General features: G+C 63.0%; 18 protein-coding genes. 8 read left to right on the plus strand and 10 right to left on the minus strand.

Features of this window, described 5'->3' with window-relative positions; all coding sequences use genetic code 11:
• Window positions 1-21: 21 nt before the first annotated feature.
• Window positions 22-687 carry an acetoacetate decarboxylase family protein gene (locus ACODSO_RS23570; RefSeq protein WP_489039095.1) on the minus strand — a complete coding sequence of 222 codons (666 nt, stop codon included), beginning with the start codon at window positions 685-687 and terminating at the stop codon, window positions 22-24.
• Complete coding sequence (locus ACODSO_RS23575; protein WP_489039096.1) at window positions 684-1,493, minus strand: SDR family oxidoreductase; 810 nt, start codon at window positions 1,491-1,493, stop codon at window positions 684-686. Before ACODSO_RS23575 ends, ACODSO_RS23570 begins: the two co-directional genes overlap by 4 nt.
• A 109-nt stretch (window positions 1,494-1,602) precedes the next feature.
• Here ACODSO_RS23575 and ACODSO_RS23580 point away from each other — a divergent pair, with 109 nt between their 5' ends.
• Window positions 1,603-3,468, plus strand: a complete 1,866-nt coding sequence (locus ACODSO_RS23580; protein WP_489039097.1) for a Na+/H+ antiporter — start codon at window positions 1,603-1,605, stop codon at window positions 3,466-3,468.
• Between the two features lie 37 nt (window positions 3,469-3,505).
• Window positions 3,506-4,687 carry a DNA polymerase IV gene (dinB, locus tag ACODSO_RS23585; protein WP_489039098.1) on the plus strand — a complete coding sequence of 394 codons (1,182 nt, stop codon included), beginning with the start codon at window positions 3,506-3,508 and terminating at the stop codon, window positions 4,685-4,687.
• On the opposite strand, the gene ACODSO_RS23590 is transcribed toward dinB, so the two are convergent.
• On the minus strand, window positions 4,673-6,070 hold the full coding sequence (locus ACODSO_RS23590) for a cytochrome P450 (RefSeq protein WP_489039099.1): 1,398 nt from the start codon (window positions 6,068-6,070) through the stop codon (window positions 4,673-4,675). The two genes, dinB and ACODSO_RS23590, sit on opposite strands and share 15 nt — an antisense overlap.
• Before the next feature lie 87 nt (window positions 6,071-6,157).
• On the opposite strand from ACODSO_RS23590, the gene ACODSO_RS23595 reads away from it, so the two are divergent.
• A complete protein-coding gene (locus tag ACODSO_RS23595) occupies window positions 6,158-6,733 on the plus strand; it encodes a TetR/AcrR family transcriptional regulator (RefSeq protein ID WP_068373614.1) in 576 nt (191 codons plus the stop codon).
• Window positions 6,734-6,754: 21 nt separating this feature from the next.
• The gene (locus tag ACODSO_RS23600; RefSeq protein WP_489039100.1) at window positions 6,755-7,051 is read left to right on the plus strand and encodes a DUF2277 domain-containing protein; all 297 of its coding nucleotides are present in this window, start codon (window positions 6,755-6,757) and stop codon (window positions 7,049-7,051) included.
• Window positions 7,052-7,142: 91 nt separating this feature from the next.
• Here the strand turns inward: ACODSO_RS23600 and ACODSO_RS23605 are convergent, their stop codons facing one another.
• Window positions 7,143-7,562: a helix-turn-helix domain-containing protein gene (locus ACODSO_RS23605; RefSeq protein ID WP_068373556.1), complete on the minus strand. Its 420-nt coding sequence runs from the start codon at window positions 7,560-7,562 to the stop codon at window positions 7,143-7,145.
• Window positions 7,563-7,899: 337 nt separating this feature from the next.
• On the opposite strand from ACODSO_RS23605, the gene ACODSO_RS23610 reads away from it, so the two are divergent.
• Complete coding sequence (locus ACODSO_RS23610; RefSeq protein ID WP_489039101.1) at window positions 7,900-8,574, plus strand: hypothetical protein; 675 nt, start codon at window positions 7,900-7,902, stop codon at window positions 8,572-8,574.
• Here the strand turns inward: ACODSO_RS23610 and ACODSO_RS23615 are convergent.
• Window positions 8,571-9,701 carry a steroid 3-ketoacyl-CoA thiolase gene (locus ACODSO_RS23615; RefSeq protein WP_489039102.1) on the minus strand — a complete coding sequence of 377 codons (1,131 nt, stop codon included), beginning with the start codon at window positions 9,699-9,701 and terminating at the stop codon, window positions 8,571-8,573. The genes ACODSO_RS23610 and ACODSO_RS23615 overlap by 4 nt on opposite strands.
• Window positions 9,702-9,876: 175 nt before the next feature.
• Here ACODSO_RS23615 and ACODSO_RS23620 point away from each other — a divergent pair, with 175 nt between their 5' ends.
• Window positions 9,877-11,145 carry a cytochrome P450 gene (locus ACODSO_RS23620; protein ID WP_489039103.1) on the plus strand — a complete coding sequence of 423 codons (1,269 nt, stop codon included), beginning with the start codon at window positions 9,877-9,879 and terminating at the stop codon, window positions 11,143-11,145.
• An 86-nt stretch (window positions 11,146-11,231) separates the two neighbouring features.
• Here ACODSO_RS23620 and ACODSO_RS23625 read toward each other — a convergent pair whose 3' ends face one another.
• Genes ACODSO_RS23625 through ACODSO_RS23640 form a run of 4 tightly spaced genes read right to left on the minus strand, consistent with a single transcriptional unit; the run spans window position 11,232 to window position 15,294 of the window.
• A complete protein-coding gene (locus ACODSO_RS23625) occupies window positions 11,232-12,095 on the minus strand; it encodes a TIGR03619 family F420-dependent LLM class oxidoreductase (RefSeq protein ID WP_489039104.1) in 864 nt (287 codons plus the stop codon).
• Window positions 12,092-13,261, minus strand: a complete 1,170-nt coding sequence (locus ACODSO_RS23630; protein WP_489039105.1) for a thiolase domain-containing protein — start codon at window positions 13,259-13,261, stop codon at window positions 12,092-12,094. Before ACODSO_RS23630 ends, ACODSO_RS23625 begins: the two co-directional genes overlap by 4 nt.
• Window positions 13,262-14,311, minus strand: coding sequence for a thiolase domain-containing protein (locus ACODSO_RS23635; RefSeq protein WP_489039106.1), 1,050 nt, complete (start codon window positions 14,309-14,311; stop codon window positions 13,262-13,264). It abuts the gene before it with no gap.
• 11 nt (window positions 14,312-14,322) lie between these two features.
• Complete coding sequence (locus tag ACODSO_RS23640) at window positions 14,323-15,294, minus strand: Zn-ribbon domain-containing OB-fold protein (protein WP_489039107.1); 972 nt, start codon at window positions 15,292-15,294, stop codon at window positions 14,323-14,325.
• A gap of 67 nt (window positions 15,295-15,361) precedes the next feature.
• Here ACODSO_RS23640 and ACODSO_RS23645 point away from each other — a divergent pair, with 67 nt between their 5' ends.
• Complete coding sequence (locus tag ACODSO_RS23645; RefSeq protein WP_489039108.1) at window positions 15,362-16,387, plus strand: LLM class F420-dependent oxidoreductase; 1,026 nt, start codon at window positions 15,362-15,364, stop codon at window positions 16,385-16,387.
• A 24-nt stretch (window positions 16,388-16,411) separates the two neighbouring features.
• Window positions 16,412-17,968 carry an acyl-CoA synthetase gene (locus tag ACODSO_RS23650; RefSeq protein ID WP_489039109.1) on the plus strand — a complete coding sequence of 519 codons (1,557 nt, stop codon included), beginning with the start codon at window positions 16,412-16,414 and terminating at the stop codon, window positions 17,966-17,968.
• An 18-nt stretch (window positions 17,969-17,986) separates the two neighbouring features.
• Here the strand turns inward: ACODSO_RS23650 and ACODSO_RS23655 are convergent, their stop codons facing one another.
• Window positions 17,987-19,150: a globin domain-containing protein gene (locus ACODSO_RS23655; protein ID WP_489039110.1), complete on the minus strand. Its 1,164-nt coding sequence runs from the start codon at window positions 19,148-19,150 to the stop codon at window positions 17,987-17,989.
• Between the last annotated feature and the right edge of the window lie 95 nt (window positions 19,151-19,245).

The following is a 19,245-nucleotide window of genomic DNA, read 5'->3' on the forward strand; positions in this document are numbered from 1 at the left end:
ACGTGCAGCGGCTCGACCGAACTACATCCTGACGGCGTCCCCGAATTCCATACGTAGAGAGGGCATATGCGTCGTGAGCAGTGCGCGACGGGATAGGTTCAGCTGACGGAGCTCGGAAGCCAGCGGACCCTCGCCGAGGGTGAGTCGAGCGCCGCCCGGCCTCGTCCTGACCGTCCCCGGTGTCATCGTCCAGCTCGTGCTTCGGGTGACGCCGTCGAGACACGAGTAGGCATCGAGCGGCCGTGCGAATGCGCGGCCGGGGGCAGGCAGGCCCGCACGCAGTTCGAGTCGGAGAATCTCCCGACCGTCCTGGCTCAGTCGGCCGTCGAAAGTCGAACCGTACGAGGCGTCGAAGTCTGCCATTTCCTTGGGGAATCCCCAGATCTGTCGGCCCGCAGCCATCGTGAAGTCGCCGTCGACGGGCAGGCGATGGATGAGCACCCCCGTCGTGGTGGGGAAGATGACGCCGAATTCGTTGTACGGCCCCAGATCTCCGTCTTCGTAGCGCACGAAGATGAGCGCGCACAGCCCCCGGCCGGGACGGAACGTGCGGATCTTCAATCCCGCGTAGTCGATGGTTCGTTGTGCGCGTGCTGCATCGACGGAGAACAACGCCATCGCGGACCTGGCGCTGCGCACGTGGACCGGCATCTCGATGCGCCGTCCGAGAACGGTATGTGAACTCACGCCGTCACGCCTCTGAGGCCGTCTGCGCCGAATACTTGCTCGAGCATCGGCGTGTAGTCGGGTCCGCGGCGCAGGCTCTGGCCACCGTCGACGTTGATGATCTGGCCGGTGATCCACGACGACTGCGTGCCGAGGAGGAACAGCGCGAGAGCGGCGATGTCCGATACCTCGCCGACGCGATTCAACGGAGTGCACTGAATGTAGTCGTCGAGAATCGGTCCGCCGTCGGTGATCAACGCGACGAGATCCGTTCGAGTCAGACCTGGCCTGATGCCGTTGACGCGGACGTTGCTCGCCCCGAGCTCGTCCGCGGCGAGTTTCACGAGATGGTCGACGCCGGACTTCGACACCCCGTATGCCCCGAACCATCGATGAGTGTTGCTACTGGCGATGGACGATATCGCCACGAACGATCCGCCGCCGCCTCGCACGAGCTCTCGGGCAGAGTGTTTGAGCGTCAACATCGTTCCGGTCACGTTCAACTCGACGGTACGGCGCCACGCAGCCGCATCGATCTGCGTCACCGGTGCAATCGTCTCGTTGCCACCTGCGCAGGCGACGACGCCATCGAGCCTGCCCGTGTGCGAGGTCGCGAACGCGACAGCATCGACGACGGCATCCTCGTCGGTGACGTCGGCGGGGAAGGTTCGCAACGATGTGGCTTCGGCCGCGTCGTCGAGCTTGCTCTTGGTGCGTCCGACGATGGTGACGGTCGCACCTGCGTCGGCGAGAGCGGTGGCGATGCCGAGCCCGATGCCGCTTCCCCCTCCGGTCACAAGGATCGACTTTCCTTCGAATTCGGTCATTGCTGCCTCTCGTAGGGACTGCCGTCAATAATAAGAACAGGTTCTAGTTTGGGTGGGGTTTTTGTGGCCTGCGCGGTGATTCGGTCGGAACGGGAGCACAATCAGCGGTGTGGAAATCGCTGTCTTGCTCGTGGTTCTCGCGATCGGTGTACTCACCGTCGCGGCGCTCGCGGAACGCTTGGACGTCCCGCCTCCGCTTCTGCTGATCGCGGTCGGCGCGGCGGTGTCGTACATCCCCGGAGTGCCGGAGGTTCATCTCGAACCCGAGGTAGTCCTGCTCGGGCTGTTGCCGCCGCTGTTGTATGCCACCGCGATTCAATCTTCGCTGGTGGACTTCAATACCAATCGCCGTTCGATCCTGTTGCTGTCGATCGTGCTCGTCATCGTAACGACGTTGGGTATCGGCGCAATCGTGCATTCGATTCTGCCAGGAATCTCGTGGCCGGCCGCTTTTGCGATCGGAGCCGTCGTCGCGCCTCCTGATGCCGTGGCTGCGACGGCCATCGGACGGCGGATCGGTCTTCCTCGGCGAATCGTGACGATCCTCGAGGGCGAGTCGCTCCTGAACGATGCGACGGCGCTGGTGGCCCTCGGTACCGCGATCCTCGCGCTCGGCCATTCGCTGCAGGCATGGCGAATCGGATTGGACTTCGTCGTCGCGGCGGGCGGTGGGATTCTCGTCGGGCTGGTGACGTTCAAGATCGTCGCCACCGTGCGGAAGCGGCTCACCGATCCGGTTCTCGACACCGCGATCTCCCTCATCGTCCCCTTCGCGGCGTACCTCGTCGCCGAGGAAATCCACGCGTCGGGAGTGCTCGCGGTGGTCGTTGCCGGACTGCTTCTCGGCCACAAGGCCCCGATCCTGCAGTCGGCGCAATCGAGGATCGCCGAGCGAATCAACTGGCGCACCATCGCCTACATTCTCGAAAACGCAGTGTTCCTGCTGATCGGTCTTCAGGCATCCTGGCTGTTGCGTGACGTGGGCACCAGTTCGCTGCCGGCCACCACGATCGTCGGAGTCTGCGTCGCCACGCTCGTCGGCGTGATCGGGATCAGGATGGTCTGGGTGTTCATCGCCCGCTTCGCGCTGATCAGGCCGGTTGCCGACGCGTCGACCGGGGTCGTCCCGTCCTGGCGATACACGTTCCTGATCGGGTGGGCCGGGATGCGCGGCGTGGTCACCCTCGCCGCCGCGTTCATCATCCCGATCGGCACGGATTACCGCGAGATCCTGCTACTCATCGCGTTCACTGTCGTGGCGGGCACGTTGTTCGTCCAGGGATTGACGTTGCCGGTGCTGGCTCGCTGGTTGGAAGTGCCGTCACCGGACCCGATGGACGACGCGCTGGCCCGCGCGACGTTGCTCCAGCAGGCGTCCAAAGCCGGCTACAAGGCCCTGGACGCACTGGACTACGACGACCCTCACGGCGTGGAGGCGTTGGTTCGACAGCGAGTCGATCAGCGGAACTTCTCGGCGTGGGAGCGACTCGGCACCACCGCCGACCAAGAGACACCCAGCGAGCTCTACGCCCGCGTGCGCCTGGCGATGATCCAGGCCGAGCGTGCTCGGATCCTGGAGATCAGAAGTGCAGGCACCGTGCCGTCCGAGGTGGTCGGCGACGTGCTGGCAATGCTCGACGTCGAGGAATCGATGATCGACGTCGCGACCGAGGCCCGCCAGGACATCAGGACCGCGAACGGGCAACGGGCCCATCCGGGAGTCGGGTGTGACGAACTGGAACGGTATCCGGTGGCCGAGAACGCCTCCGACGGGACGTGCCACGAGTGCATTCGAGCCGGCACCGAGTGGGTCGCGCTACGGCAATGCCTCGAGTGCGGACACGTGGCGTGCTGTGATTCATCACCGCTGCAGCACGCCACCGCGCACTTTCACGACACGACGCACCCGGTGATGCAGTCCGTCGAACCGGGGGAGGATTGGCGGTGGTGCTACATCCACCACCTGACCGCCTGAACGTGTCGTACCCGCGTGGGAACATGAGCTGGTGATCATGCACGCCGACCTGGACTCGTTCTACGCGTCGGTCGAGCAGCGGGATGACCCACGGCTACGGGGAAAGCCTGTGCTCGTCGGCGGCGGAGTCGTGCTTGCAGCCAGCTACGAAGCCAAAGCGTTCGGAGTCCGCACTCCGATGAGCGGATCGCAAGCCAGAGCGCTGTGCCGACACGCGATCGTCGTTCCGCCGCGTATGGACGCCTACATCGAAGCCAGCAAGGCCGTCTTCGAGATCTTCCATGACACCACCCCTATCGTGGAGGGCATCTCCGTCGACGAGGCATTTCTCGACGTCACCGGCCTGCTCAAGATTCGGGGGACGCCTGTTCAGATTGCCCAGCGACTGCGCCGAGAAGTCAAGGATCGGGTCGGGCTCCCCATCACCGTGGGAATTGCCACCACCAAGTTCCTCGCGAAGGTGGCCAGCGCCGTCGGCAAACCGGACGGGTTGCTTCTCGTCGAACCCGGTCGTGAACTCCAATTCCTGCACCCTCTGAAGATCGAGCGGCTTTGGGGCGTCGGCAAGGTCACCGCCGAGAGACTCCACGCGTTCGACATCGTCACGGTCGGCGACATCGCTGCACAGTCCGAAGCGTCGATCGTCTCGATCCTCGGAAAAGGCGCAGGCCACCACCTGTACTCGCTCGCGAACAATCGTGATCCCCGACGAGTGCAGACCTACCGCGGTCGCAGTTCCATCGGTGCCCAGCATGCGCTCGGGCGAGGTCCGACATCACCGAAAGATGTCGAGGTTTCGCTCATTGCGCTGGTCGATCGTGTCACCCAGCGGATGCGTGCGGCGGACCGGACGGGCAGGACCGTCGTGCTCAGGCTCCGATTCGCCGATTTCACGACGATCACTCGTTCGCACACCCTGAACCGTGCCACGGCCGACACACAGGACATCCTCGATGCTGCGCTGACATTGCTGCGCGACGCTGCTTCCCTGATCGCAGAGCAGGGCATCACCCTCGTCGGCGTCACCGTTGCCAACATCGAGCGAAGCGGGGCCGAGCAACTCGAGCTGCAATTCGAGCAGCAACAGGATGCACCGAGCGCGTCGGCGCTCGACCTTGCGCTCGACGGCGTGCACAGCAAGTTCGGAAAGAAGGCGTTGACGAGAGGTGTTCTGCTGGGCCGTGATTCAGGTCTGTCCGTGCCGCTACTTCCGGACTGAGACCGACAGTTCGAAATTCTTCGGCATCAGTGTCAGCCGTTCCTCGATCTGCAGTCGGTACGACGGTTCGGCGGAAAACTCGAACTGCTGCAAGATCGTCCCGAGCACCAGGACAGCCTCGTGGATGGCGAATTGCCTTCCGATGCAGGCGCGTTCGCCTGTTCCCCACGGCTTGTATACGTGTCCTGGACGCGCTCGGACGGCTGCCGACAGGAAACGATCGGGGTCGAACTTCTCCGGGTCCTCACCCCACACCGGATCGCGGTGCAGTCCCGGAATGAGTACGAACGCCCAGTCGCCCTTCTTCATCTCGTGGAATCCGCCGATCACCGTGTCCTCCCGTGCCTCGCGTGCGAACGCCGGCGCGGTCGGCCACAGGCGCAGTGTCTCGTCGAGGATGCGTCGGACGAGTCTGAGCTTGGGGATCTTTTCGAAGGTGGGAGTTTCGGAACCCCATACCTCGTCGACCTCTGCCCGAGCGGCGTCGAGGAGATGCCGATTCTGCGCCAGGTAGTAGAGCGCGAAGGACAGTGCCCCCGAGGTTGTCTCGTGACCGGCAATGAGAAACGTCAGAATCTGTTGCCGAATGTTGACCTCGTCCAGCGCATTCGGATTCGTGGAATCGCGGGCGGCGTCGAGCATGATGTCGAGCAGATCGGAAGTGCCAGTGGTGCCCGGTGAGGCGGAGTCGCGGCGGGTTCTCACGATGTCGTCGAGGACCTGTTCGAGGAAGAGCTGATTCTCGGCGTTCGTGCGGTCGGCCTTTCGGAACACCAAGTTCGCGAGCCACGGAATCGGGATGAATTCCCGACGTTGGTTGTGCGAGAGAACGCCGACCATGGCGTCGACGAAGGGGTGTGGTGTGTCCCGGGTGAACGAGTCGAAGGAGTAGCTGAACCCGGTTCGACCGATAGTGTCGAGAGTCAGTTTGGTCATGTCGGAGGACACGTCGACCGTGCTGTGTGCGCGCCAGTGCGCTACGAGGTCGGACGCGACGTCGAGCATGATCCCGTGGTAGCTACGCATCGCGCTCTGGGCGAATGCGGGCCGCAGCAGATCGTGTGCCTTGCGCCAGTTCGGTTCGTACGAGTGGGCGGTGAACAGGCCGTCTCCGCCGATGGACCGGAGGCCTTCGATCGCGGGGGAGACGTGTTTGACGAACCTCTCTTCGTCGCACAGTTCGCCGGCCAGGTCGGCGCCCGACACCAGGACGTACTGACGCCCGAGGACGACGCGTTCGAAGATTGGACCGAGTTCCCTGGACAGGGCGATCGAATCCTGGACAGGTGTCGACGGGTGCACCCCGACGACGTCGCCGAGCAACGGCAACCGCCTCGGGGGGTGCGGCAGAGCCGAGGCCCGGGGAGCGACGTCGGTGACCATGGCAAACCTCTTCGTTCGTTACTGAACACCAATTCAACAACGAACGTACCCGCTACTGAATCCATGTCAAGTAGCATGGACCGGGATATGACCAGCCCCCGCAAGCGATTGTCACCGGACGCGCGAAGAACCCAGCTCCTCGACATCGGTTCTCGCTTGTTCGCCGACCGGCCGTACGAGGACGTCTGGATCGAGGAGGTTGCCGATCTCGCCGGGGTCTCGCGCGGGTTGATGTACCACTACTTCGCGTCGAAACGCGATTTCTTCGCGGAGATCATGAGGGTGGAATCCGCGCGGATTCTCGACACCACGGCACCCGACACGTCGCTACCGGTCACCGAACAGGTCGCCGCGGGTCTCGACGCCTACATCCGATACACGGTCGAACACGAACACGGTGTGCGAGCGATCAATCGGGGAGCGATGCTGGGTGACGCGGAGATCCAAGCGATCCTGACGGCAGAGCTCGAGGTGCAGCAGGAACGCATACTGGCCGCATTGCCTGCCGAAGTGCGGGAAGACGAAATCACCAAGACTGCGCTTCGTGGGTGGGTCTCGTTCGTTCGGGCGGTGTGCATGGATTGGCTGGATCGTAAATCGATCACCGAATCCGACGTCAGAGACCTGTGCCTTCGTGCGCTCGAGGGGCTGCTCGAGACCTGAGGTAAGAGCTATCGTGGCGGCATGTGCCGAAATATCACCACCCTGCGCGGGCTCGAACCCCACGCCACGGACGAGGAGATCGAAGCCGCGGCAAGGCAATACGTGCGCAAGATCAGCGGTGTTCAGAAGACATCCGACACGACCCGCGATGCGTTCGAGATCGCCGTCGCCGAGGTGACCGCGACGACCCACCGACTGCTCGATGCGCTCCCCGAGCGCAGGCAGCCTCCTCCGACGGTTCCACCGCTACGCAGGCCGGAAGTTCAGGCGCGGATCGCGGCGAAAGCTACACCCTGGAGTCGGCCCACCTCGCTGTAGAACGGGGTCGTACTCAGTGACGACGTGATGGATGCGCCGTTCTGGAAGACCGTGGGCTATCTCGTGGCTATTGTGTGCTCGCGGCACGCGCTCACCGAGTGCTGTCGGGGGGAACCTCCGGCAGTCCTTCGCTTGCGCGCAGTTTTTCGGCCATCGAACTGAGCAGATTCTGCGATTCCTCGGACAAATCGAACGCGCGAGTCGACAACCGACGAAGGCCGTAGCCTTGCAGCTGAGTCACGAGATCGAGATCGGTCTCGATCTGCGCGGCATAGATGTCGTCGAAGAAGTAGTCGGGCTTGACCTTGAAGAATCGTGCGAGTGCGGCGACGGTCTCCTCCGACGGGTTCGTCCTCTGGCCGGAGCGGAGCTGCGATATGTACGGCTTCGAAATCTGGTATCCGCCGTTGGCCAAAGCCTCGGCTACCTCGGCGTTGGTATGGGGCTTGCGGCCGGGTGGGTGCACCTTGTCGAACAGTGTGTTCAGCCGCGAGGCGAAGTCTGCAGGCATCGGGATCTACTAACACCCTTCTCGGTTCACCCGAGCCGTACTCATGTTGACCCGGTAATGATAACGAGTAGGTAACCATATTCGTCGGCAGCTGGTTGATTCGACTCGCCAACCGGTCGTGCGCGCCGTTTGAGCTCTCGCATCCGCGCATAGGTCGACCGGTCGGCCTGTTTTCAGGCTCGACGCGTCATTCGCCCGACCGACACGTAGTCCGTCGAGGGAATTCAATCCTCTCTGTGTGGTTGCTGAAAGTTAGCCCTTCCGGTCTACTTGTGGGTGAAATGCGGCAGTTCGAACGAAGATTTTCGATGGTTGGCGAAATGGGATGGGGGTGCTCATGAACGACAATCGCCGTCGAACATTCGAAACCGGTAGCGGCGGGATGGAGGTCGCGTCGCCCCTCGTGCGGGCAGTCCTGTCCTACGCGCCGTGCGACGAACGCGAGCCGATGCTTCCGACCGAGTGGATCGAACTGTCGGACGAGGGCGCCGGGCCGGTAGACGGTGAATCGTCTGTGCGAATGCGGTTGAGTTGTGCGCCGCAACTCGGTCGCGGAGTTCCGGGCCCTTTCGGATCGATGTTCTATGCCGGTGACCACTTCGAGGTCATCGTGCCGCGGCGTACCGCCGAGCAGGGCGCACTCCTGATGATCAACCTGCTCGACGCCTCGGCGCCGACTCGATTCGAATTCGACACGGAGCTTCCGGCCGGATGGAGTTTTCGAGTCGAACGCGACGGGTCGGTCTCGATCGTCGACGACTACGAGGTGTCCCGAATCTTCATCGGTGCAACGTGGGCGATCGACTCACGTTCGGCTCGCGTCGGGACTCGCTACACCTGTGAGCGGGGGAAACTCGTTCAGAATATCGACGTGAGCGTCGGAACTTCGTTTCCCGTGCTTGTCGACCCGGATCCTGATGCGATCTTCACTCCTGACGGCTACCTCGTCACCGCCACCTGGGAACCTCGCTTGATTCCCGGCGAGACCGACATAGCGGTCGGCGAAGCCTAGATTCGCTCGATGATCGTGCCGGTGGAGAGCGCACCACCCGCACACATCGTGATCAACGCGGTCGAGGCGTCACGCCGTTCGAGTTCGTGCAGAGCAGAGGTGATCAGTCTCGACCCGGTACTGCCGACCGGATGCCCGATCGCGAGTGCGCCACCGTTGACGTTGACCTTGTCCATATCGGGCTTGTGTACCGACGCCCAGGACAGCGGAACCGATGCGAACGCTTCGTTCACTTCGAAGAGATCGAGGTCGCCGATCTTCATGCCGCTCTGCTCGAGAACGCGGGTTGTTGCCTGCACCGGTCCGTCCAGATGGAACTCGGGTTCGGCGCCGACCAGGCACTGCGAGACGATCCGCGCTCGCGGGATGTAGCCCAGCGCTCGGGCGCGGTCCTCGTCCATCAGAATCACGGCGGCGGCGCCGTCGGATATCTGCGAGGACGTTCCGGCGGTGTGGAGACCGTCCTCCATGACGGGCTTCAACCGCGCCAATGACTCGGCCGTGGTGTCGCGCAGTCCTTGATCCCGTGTGACGAGCTCGTCACCTACCCGGACCGGAACTACTTCGCGGTCGTACCTGCCCTGGTCCCACGCTCGTTTCGCGAACGCTTGCGATCTGACTCCGAGAGACTCCAGGTCCGCGCGGGTGAGGCCGCGGCGTCGGGCGATGCGTTCGGCCGCTTCGAACTGATTCGGGAGATCGATGTTCCACGAGTCAGGGCGTCGCGGACCTGCATTCTCGCCGACGTTGGCGCCCAACGGCACACGACTCATCGCCTCGACCCCGCAGGCCATGCCGGCGTCGATCGCGCCGATGGAGATGAGGCCGGCCACAAGGTGATTGGCCTGCTGGGCCGAGCCGCATTGAGCGTCGACCGTCATGCATCCGCTCTGCCACGGTAGGCCCGCGTGAAGCCAGGCCGTCCGGGTGATGTTGTTGGATTGTTCGCCCGCCTGGGTGACGCACCCGCCGATCACCTGCTCGACATCCTCGGCGGCGATCCCGAGCCGATCGATGGCGCCACGTTGGACAACGCCCAGTAGTTCGGCGGCGTGGAGCCCGGCCAACCAGCCTCCTCGCTTGCCGATGGGGGTGCGCACTGCTTCGACGATGACGGGATTGCCCACGGTGGGCTCCTTTCTGGTCACCATGAAAGTAGAACATGTTCTCGAAAGATGGCAAGTGATTGCCTTCCCAGTGGGGCGGGGTTGTGTTTGAATGAATCTAGAACGTGTTCCACAAGTGTCCGCCCCTAGCCTGGTCCGGCTTGCGGAGTGACCCGAATACTGTCAGGAGAACCCAGTGACAGATGTACACCAGGACGTTGCGCGTCCCGATCTGCCCGAGGGCTTCGACCCCACCGATCCGGGCATCTACGAACAACGAATACCGGTCGAAGAGTTCGCGGAGTTGCGTAAGACGGCACCGATCTGGTGGTGTCCGCAACCTCCGACTGTCGGCGGCTTCCACGACGACGGATACTGGGTTGTCACGAAGCACGCCGACATCAAGGAGATCTCCAAGCGCAGCGACGTCTTCTCGAGCTTCGAGAACACCGCCCTGCCACGCTTCAACGACGACATCACCCGCGAACAGATCGAGCTTCAACGCTTCGTGATGCTCAATCAGGATGCGCCGCAGCACACGAAGACGCGCAAGCTGGTATCCAAGGGCTTCACTCCCAAGGCCATCAACGGCCTTCGCGCGGAGTTGGAACGGCGCGCGAACGAGATAGTGAAGAACGCCGCAAAGAACTCCACGGGTGACTTCGTCACCGAGATCGCATCGGAGTTGCCGCTGCAGGCGATTGCCGACCTGATCGGCGTTCCTCAGGAAGATCGCCAGAAGATCTTCGACTGGTCCAACGAGATGACGTCCTACGATGACCCGGAATTCGACATCGACCCGGTCGAGGCGTCGACGCAAATCCTCGGTTACGCCTACCAGATGGCCGACGAGCGACGTAAGTGCCCGAAAGACGACATCATCACCACGCTCATCAATGCCGATATCGACGGTGATCACATGGCGCCGGAAGAATTCGGGTTCTTCGTCATCATCCTGGCGGTGGCAGGCAACGAGACGACCCGCAACGCGATCACCCACGGTATGGCCGCCTTCATGGACAATCCTGAGCAGTGGGAGCTGTACAAGAAGGAGCGTCCGGACACCACTGCCGACGAGATCGTGCGGTATGCAACGCCGATCGTCGCTTTTCAGCGAACGGCCAAGGAAGACTTCGACCTCGGGGGTACGACGATCCAGGCCGGTCAGCGAGTGGCGATGTTCTACAGCTCCGCCAACTTCGACGACGAGGTGTTCGAGGATCCGTACAAGTTCGATATCCTGCGAGACCCCAACCCGCACGTGGGATTCGGTGGACATGGTGCGCATTACTGCATCGGCGCGAATCTTGCTCGGATGGAGATCAACTTGATGTTCAATGCGATCGCCGATCACATACCCGATATCTCCAGGCTCGGCGATCCGCGGCGGTTGCGGTCCGGGTGGCTCAACGGGGTCAAGGAGTTTCAGGTCGACTACACCGGTAAGTGCCCGGTCCAACACTAGCCGCTGTCGCCACTGGCGGCTCCGCCGCCAGTGGCGCGGTCAAGTGTCATGGAGTGCACTCAATCGCGCCACTGGGGCCGGAGGGCCTAGCGAATATACGTATCGGCGAACTTTCGCATCGAGTCCTTCTTGGCTTCCAGCGGACCGTCGAAGCCGATGCCGTCGAAGATCCAGGGCACGGTGATGATGTCGGTGACACCTGCCTCCTCCAGTTCGGCGTACCCGTCCTTGCCGAATCGGTCGATGCACACCGTCTGAATCTCGTAGGGTTCGTCGGCCTTCCCGTACTCGGTGCGTAGCTCTTTCAGCCGGGCGATGACGGACACCAGATCGTCGAACTTGATCATCGCCGACGTCCAACCGTCTCCGACGCGCGCCGCTCGCCGCAACGCGACGTCGGTGTGGCCGCCCACGTAGAACGGAACCGGTTTCGTCGGTGCAGGACTCATCTGCAGCTTGTCGAAGTCGTAGAAATCACCGTGATGCTCGACCATCCCGCCGCCGAGGATCAACTTGATGACCTCGATCATCTCGTCGACGCGCTTCCCACGTTTGGCATAGGGCACTCCGCACCACTCGAATTCCTCGGGCGCCCAACCGATACCGACGCCGAATCCGAACCTGTTGCCCGTCATCGCGGCAACCGATCCGACCTGACGTGCCAGGAGAACTGGATTGCGCGAACCCAGCTTGAGTACCTGGGTGTAGAACTCGATTCTCGTCGTGACCGCGCCCATCGCAGCGGCCGCGATCAGCGGGTCGACCCAGGGAGTCTCCTCGTTCCACATCCGCGAACCGTCGGGCGTGTACGGGTAGTCCGCAGACTGAGTTTGCATGTAGAACAACGAATCCGGAAGAGCAATCGACGTGAAGCCGCACTCCTCCGCGGTCTGTGCCAGTGCCGTCAGCTCATGCAACGGTGTCATCGCGATTCCGACGGTGTACTTCATGGCTGCTCGCTCCCTACTACCCACATCGAAAAGTACTGGGACCCTCCGCCGTACGCGTGGCCGAGGGCCTTCTTGGCGTTTTCGACCTGGTGATCGCCGGCTCGATGCATCACCTGCATCGCAGCTTCGGCGAACCGAATCATCCCCGACGCGCCGATCGGATTGGACGACAGCACGCCGCCCGAGCAATTGACCGGCAATTGTCCGCCGATGGCGGTGTCTCCGGCTTCGGTGAGCTTCCACCCTTCACCTTCGGCCATGAACCCGAGGTTCTCGAGCCACATCGGCTCGAACCATGAGAACGGAACGTAGATCTCCGCGACGTCGATCTCCGACAGCGGGTCGATGATACCGGCCGCCTTCCACAGCGCGGCCGCGGCGTCGCGTCCGGCCTGGGGGTTCACCTGATCTCGCCCGGCGAACGTCGTAGGCTCGGTCCGCATCGCCGTCGCATGGATCCAGGCGACCTTCTTCCCATCGGCCTCGCGTGCGCGCGCAGTCTCCTCGTCGCCGATGACGATTGCACAGGCGCCATCCGAGGACGGGCAGGTCTCGTCGTATCGAATCGGGTCCCACAGCATCTGCGACGCCTGCACCGATTCCAGGGTGATGTTCGGCTGCTTGAGGTGCGCGTAAGGATTGATGCTGCCGTTCAACCGATCCTTGACGGCGACCATGGCGCCGATGTGCTCAGGTGCATGGGACCTACGGATGTACGAGCGCACATGGGGCGCGAAGTAGCCACCCGCGCCTGCACCGACCGGCATGTTGAACGGAACCGGAATCGACAACGCCCACATGGCATTACTCTCGGACTGCTTCTCCCATGCCACCGCGAGTACGCGTCGATGCACGCCCGACTGCACGAGTGACGACGCCACCACCGCAGTCGATCCACCCACGGACCCGGCGGTATGGACGCGAAGGAGCGGTTTGCCGGTAGCGCCGATGGCGTCGGCCATGAACAACTCCGGCATCATGACGCCTTCGAACAGGTCAGGTGCCTTTCCGACGACGACGGCGTCGATGTCGTCCCAGGTCACCTCGGCGTCCTGCATGGCACGATCGATGGCCTCACGGAGGAGCCCGGACATCGAGACGTCGTGACGCTTGGCGACGTAGTGTGTCTGGCCGGTGCCGAGGACGGCGGCGGGGTGCTTACTCACTTACTTTCCCTCCATGACAGCGACCAGATTCTGTTGCAGCAGAGGCCCGCTCGTCGCGTGTGCGAGAACTCTGCTGTCCTTGCCGTCGAATATCCGGGTTGCGGCGTGGCCGATGCGCTCGAGTCCTGCAGAGAACATGGCATTCCCGACGAGGGTGCCCCCGGATGGGTTCAACGTCGTTCCACCTGGCAGCCACTCCGACAGAATCAATTCCTGATGGGTGAACGGTGCGTGCAATTCCGCTGCCGAGATGCTCGACAGATCTCCACCGGACGCCTTCAGTGCTGCGTTGTACGCAGACGGTGCGGTCGTGAGATCGCGAGCTCCGAAATTGGGGGAGTCGACGAGATGCTCGATCCCGGTGATCCATGCCGGGTTCTCCCGCAGCGAGCGCGCCCGGTCACCGGCTGCGAGGACGATCGCCGACGCCCCGTCGGTCACGGGTGCGCAGTCGTGCGCACGAAGTGGGTCCGCGATGTACTCGGTGGCGAGCAACTCGTCGACATCGAGGACGCCGGTGAGTTGTGCGAGGGGGTGCGCATTCGCCCGATTGCGTACGGCGACCTCTGCCATCGCGCGCTCGTCCCACTTACCGGCATCGATCCCGGCACGTGCTTGAATCCCGGCCAGCGACAGCGAGTCCGGCCACAACGGTGCGACGAGATACGGATCGAGTTGCAACGCGAGAACCTTCGCGAGTGTGCCGGCGGAGGACTTGCCGAACCCGTAGACGAGGGCCGTCTCGACTTCTCCCGTCATCAACTTGATCCACGCTTCGTAGAACGCCCACGCCGCGTCCATCTCGACGTGTGACTCGTTGATCGGCGGTACGGCACCGATCGCATCTATGGCGGAGATGAACGAGAACGCTCGACCTGCCAAGTAGTCCGAGGATCCGGAACACCAAAAGCCTATGTCGGACTTGCTGATTCCAAGTTCGGCGTACAGCTGCTGAAAGCACGGAACCAGCATTTCGACGCCATTGGTGGTGCCTGCGGTGTGCGCGACGTTGGGTGCCTGTGCGAAGCCCACCACTGCGATATCGGTCATTGCTCGCCTCTCTACAGGTGGTGCTTGTAGGTGTCGTAGTCCGCGTCGGGCTCACCCGTCGGGCGGAAGTACTCGATGTTTTCGAGGGTGTAACCCCACTCCTCACGCGGCTTCCACTTCGCTGCCACACGCATGCCCATCCGCACTTCCGAGGGCTCGCACTCCAGAATCAGATGCAGAAACGCGATGTCGGCACCGTCGAGCAGCACGTAGGCGGCGATGTAGGGCGGCTTGATGCGTTGGCCGAGGAACGGGACGTTGACGATGCAGTACGTCGTGACGACGCCTGTATCAGGAAGTTCGACCTGCTCTGCCGTCGGCCGCCCGTCGGTGGGGCTGGCGCCGCGAGGGGGGACGTAGACCTTGCCCTCGGAGTCGGTTCGGCCACCGAGGATGCGGCCCTCGGCGAGTCCGCGCAGGTAGTAGCTCTCTTCGGCCGACGCGGAATGCATGTACTGCAGCCGGACCGGGGTGGTGATCATGGTGACGGCCTCGGCGCCGGGATCAGGCCCGGGATCAGAACCGGAATCAGGCTGGTCGCCGCCCTCTCCGGGTTCGAAGAACGCTATGTCATGGATATCGCCGACTCGATCCTCCGCCCATCGGGCATGGACGCGCATACCCGTCGACATGTTCGCCGACGAACCGGCGTCGACGGCATGCAGCAGCGCGGTGTCGGCTCCGTCGAGTTGGATCAGGGCGAAGGCGAAGGGATGTTCGAGCGGCTGCCCGTCGTACGGCACAGGTACCCACGACCACGACACGACGGTGCCGGAAGATCCGACGTCGATGAATTCCGTGATCGGTTCCATTGTGGCGGAATCGAATTCGGGAGGTGGTACGTAGACCCTCCCGTCGCTTCCGCGTCCGCCGATGATCTGTTTGCGGCGCAAGCCCGTCAAGAACTCTCCGATTGTCGGCCCGACCGAGCGGGTGTAATCGAAGGCGTTGTTCAGAGGTGCGCTGAGTGGTGTGTTCACCATAGTCACATTTTTAGTAGAACAGGTTCTTATTATGGTGGCAAGACCGGTCGGATGGAAGGCGTGCGAAATGAAGCTCGGATTGCAACTCGGATACTGGGGCGCGCAGCCACCGTCGGGAGTGGGGGAGCTCGTCGACGCGGCCGAGGCGGCGGGATTCGACGCCATCTTCGCCGCCGAATCGTGGGGATCCGATGCATTCGGCCCGCTTGCGTGGTGGGGGTCGCGGACGACGACTGTGCGGCTGGGGACCTCGGTGGCGCAGCTGTCGGCCCGGACGCCGACGAGCTGTGCAATGCACGCGCTCACGCTCGACCACCTGAGCGGCGGCCGCGCGATCCTCGGCCTCGGTGTGTCCGGGCCGCAGGTCGTCGAGGGGTGGTACGGGCAGCCGTTCGCAAAGCCGTTGGCGCGCACCCGCGAATACGTCGACATCGTGCGTCAGGTTCTCGCGCGTGAAGGTCCGGTGACCAGTGATGGCCCGCACTATCGGCTTCCCGTCGGCGGGACTGGTCTGGGTAAAGCACTCAAGCCGATCACCCACCCGCTTCGGGCGGACCTGCCGATCTGGCTGGGTGCCGAGGGGCCCAAGAACGTCGCACTGACAGCGGAGATCGCCGACGGGTGGCTCGCGATCTACTACTCCCCACGGCTCGCGCCGATGTACGACAAGTGGCTCGACGAGGGGTTCGCGCGTCCCGGCGCTCGGCGAACTCGGCAGGATTTCGAGATCGCCGCAACGTGTCAGGTGGTGCTCACCGACGATCGGGTCGCGGCAATCGCCGAGCTCAAGCCCACCATTGCGTTGTACGTCGGTGGCATGGGTGCGCCCGAACTCAACTTCCATGCGCAGGTCTATCGCCGAATGGGGTACGAGCGCGAGGTCGACGAGATCGGAAGACTGTTCATGTCCGGCCGCAAAGCGGAGGCCGCGGCCGTCGTGCCCGACGAGATGGTGGCCGAGACGATGATCATCGGTGACGCCGATCATGCCCGTCGCGAAGTGAAGCGCTGGGAGGATGCGGGGGTGACGATGTTGTTGGTGACTGCGCGCACTGCGTCGGAAGTGACTGACATCGGGGCCTTGCTCAACTAGTAGAACACGTTCTAGATTGGGGGCATGACGACTGCGACGCGAACGGGTGGACTCTGGAATATCGCCGCCGAGGAACCGGACCGGATCGCCTTGGTCGACGCCGGCCAACCGGGTGGCGTGAGCTACACCTACGGCGAGTTGGTCTCCGACGCCAATAGATACGGACGGGGTCTGCAGGACATGGGGCTGCGACCCGGTGACAGTGTGGTGATGATGCTCCACAACAGCGCCGATCTCGTAGCGTTCTATTTCGCTGCGTTCCAGACCGGCCTCTACATCGTCGCGGTCAACTGGCATCTCACCGGACCCGAGGTCGCGTACATCTTGAAGGACAGTGAGGCGAAAGCCTTTGTCGCATCGGAGCGTTTCGCCGACGCCGCTCGCCAGGCCGCCGACGAGGCAGGCACCCCGGGTAGGTTCTCGGTCGGATCGATAGACGGGTTCACGCCGCTGCGCGATCTCGGTGGTTCCGACGAGCGACCCGATATTCGTACCGCCGGTGGGCCGATGCTGTACACGTCGGGCACGACCGGAAAGCCGAAAGGCGTCAGGCGCCCGCTCACCGGTGCAGATCCGGATCAGGTGCCTCTGGCGTCGAGCGGATTCTTCGGGATATTCGGAATCGAACCGTTCGACGATCACGTCCATATCTGCGGTTCTCCGCTCTATCACACGGCAGTGTTGAACTTCGTTGCGATCTCGATTCAGTTGGGACACAAAGTAGTTCTGATGGATCGGTGGGATCCGGAAGAGATGCTCGCGCTGATCGAGCGGCATCGCGTCACGCACAGCCACATGGTCCCGACACAATTCCATCGGCTGCTTGCGTTGCCGGACGAAGTCCGTGCGAAGTACGACGTGTCCTCGCTGCGGGTGATGATTCACGGAGCTGCGCCGTGTCCGCAGGAGGTGAAACGACGGATGCTCGACTGGTGGGGGCCGGTCGTCACCGAGTACTACGCCGCGACCGAGGGCGGGGGCACGGTCATCTCAGGTGAGGAGTGGCTGCGCAAACCAGGTTCCGTCGGCACTGCCTGGCCGAATTCGGTGGTCAAGGTGCTCGGCGACGACGGCAGTGAGCTTCCCGTCGGTACACCCGGTCAGGTGTACATGCGGATGGGCGGGTCCAGCTTCGAATACCACCACGACAAGAAGAAGACCGAGGAGTCACGCGTCGGGGATCTGTTCACGCTCGGCGATATCGGCTACCTCGACGAGGACGGCTATCTGTTTCTCTGTGATCGCAAGTCCGACATGATCATCTCGGGTGGTGTGAACATCTATCCCGCCGAGATTGAAGGCGAGTTGATCACACACCCGAAGGTGGCCGACGTCGCGGTCTTCGGTGTGCCACATGTCGATTGGGGTGAGGAGATCAAAGCCGTCGTGCAGCCGGAGGTGGGCGTCGAGCCGAACGAAGAGCTGACCGAGGAAATCATGGCCTTCGCGCGGGAGCGGCTGGCCAAATTCAAGCTCCCTAAATCCGTCGACTACACCGACGAGCTACCGCGCGATCCGAACGGAAAGCTGTACAAGCGCAAGCTTCGTGATCCGTACTGGCAGGGACGCGCGAAAATCTAGGCCACTGGGCGGAGCCGCCTACAGCGGATCGTGCTGCACGTGCTCCATCGGAGTGCCGACTTTGCGAAGCGCATAGAGGGTCATTCGAACCATGGACGGCGAACCGCAGATCTGAATCTGCCGATCTGCCCACGATCCGAACTGAGTGACCACCTTGCCTATCGGTCCATGCAGCCGTTGGTGCATTCCCCATGGAAGTTCGAGCGTTCCCGTGGTGTGCCACCACGGGTCCTCGTCTTCCTCGGTGACCGGAACGACGGTGAGCCATGGATTGGACAGCGACAGTTGCCACAAGGTGTGCATGTCGTAGAGGTCCCGCGGATAGGTACCGCCCACGAAGAGATGGACTCGTGGATTGCGGCTGTACCGCGCCATCTCCATGATCTGTGCGCGCAGCGGCGCCAAGCCGGTCCCACCCGCGATCATCAAGACGTCGTCCTGGACGCTGCGATCGACCTGCAGCCCGCCGAACGGAGGGCTGATGGCCCAGCGATCGCCGACGACCGACTCGGTGACGATCGCCGGGCTGACCCAGCCACCGGACACGCGTCGGACGTGGAATTCGATCTCGCCCTGTGGGTTGCATGGGATCGCCGGGGAGAGATAGCGCCATAGCCTCGGACGCTGTGGAATCTGCACGCTGACGTACTGGCCGGGAAAGTAGTGAATGCCCTCGTCGACCTGAAGCCGAACGATCGCCAGGTCGTCCAGCACGCGTTGATGCTCGACGATGGTCGCGCCCCAGTAGGGCGGAAGTTCATCGGAGTCCGCTGCGACGGCCATGTTGTCGGTGACGAATGCAAGGGTCCTGTGCCATGCATCTTCTATCTCGTCCGTCCACACTTCGTTGCCGACGAAGTTGCGGAACGCTGCGATCAGCGCCGAGCCGCCTGCGCGGAAGTGTGATCCGTCGATCCCGTGCTTGCGGTGATCGCGTCCGAGCTGTCGAAGAAACGACTCGACACGGTCGTCCTTGTCCAAGTTGTCGAAGACGTACGCCAATGCTCGAACGAAGTGGTCGCGTTGCTCGTCCATCGATGCGGGAAAGTAGGACCGAAACTCAGGATGTTCGACGAACAATTGGGCGTAGAAAGACCGCGCGAGGTGCGCCGGACCGTCATCAGCCGCCAGAACGGACTTGAAACCGGCGCGAACCAGGGAAATAGTTCGCGCATCGAGCATCGATCAACCTCCGCCATTGCTAGACGGTTCCGAAGTAGACCGCCCGAGGGTATCGCGTTTGCGGTCACGTGGCCATGCTCGCTGCGAGTTGTCCG

Source organism: Rhodococcus sp. FG69 (genome assembly GCF_057808915.1).

Coding starts and splice junctions, on each gene's coding strand:
- ACODSO_RS23575 (WP_489039096.1), bottom strand. CDS start 1,493: ATGACCGAATTCGAAGGAAAGTCGATCCTTGTGACCGGAGGGGGAAGC.
- dinB (WP_489039098.1), top strand. CDS start 3,506: ATGCACGCCGACCTGGACTCGTTCTACGCGTCGGTCGAGCAGCGGGAT.
- ACODSO_RS23590 (WP_489039099.1), bottom strand. CDS start 6,070: ATGGTCACCGACGTCGCTCCCCGGGCCTCGGCTCTGCCGCACCCCCCG.
- ACODSO_RS23595 (WP_068373614.1), top strand. CDS start 6,158: ATGACCAGCCCCCGCAAGCGATTGTCACCGGACGCGCGAAGAACCCAG.
- ACODSO_RS23600 (WP_489039100.1), top strand. CDS start 6,755: ATGTGCCGAAATATCACCACCCTGCGCGGGCTCGAACCCCACGCCACG.
- ACODSO_RS23605 (WP_068373556.1), bottom strand. CDS start 7,562: ATGCCTGCAGACTTCGCCTCGCGGCTGAACACACTGTTCGACAAGGTG.
- ACODSO_RS23610 (WP_489039101.1), top strand. CDS start 7,900: ATGAACGACAATCGCCGTCGAACATTCGAAACCGGTAGCGGCGGGATG.
- ACODSO_RS23625 (WP_489039104.1), bottom strand. CDS start 12,095: ATGAAGTACACCGTCGGAATCGCGATGACACCGTTGCATGAGCTGACG.
- ACODSO_RS23635 (WP_489039106.1), bottom strand. CDS start 14,311: ATGACCGATATCGCAGTGGTGGGCTTCGCACAGGCACCCAACGTCGCG.
- ACODSO_RS23640 (WP_489039107.1), bottom strand. CDS start 15,294: ATGGTGAACACACCACTCAGCGCACCTCTGAACAACGCCTTCGATTAC.
- ACODSO_RS23645 (WP_489039108.1), top strand. CDS start 15,362: ATGAAGCTCGGATTGCAACTCGGATACTGGGGCGCGCAGCCACCGTCG.
- ACODSO_RS23650 (WP_489039109.1), top strand. CDS start 16,412: ATGACGACTGCGACGCGAACGGGTGGACTCTGGAATATCGCCGCCGAG.
- ACODSO_RS23655 (WP_489039110.1), bottom strand. CDS start 19,150: ATGCTCGATGCGCGAACTATTTCCCTGGTTCGCGCCGGTTTCAAGTCC.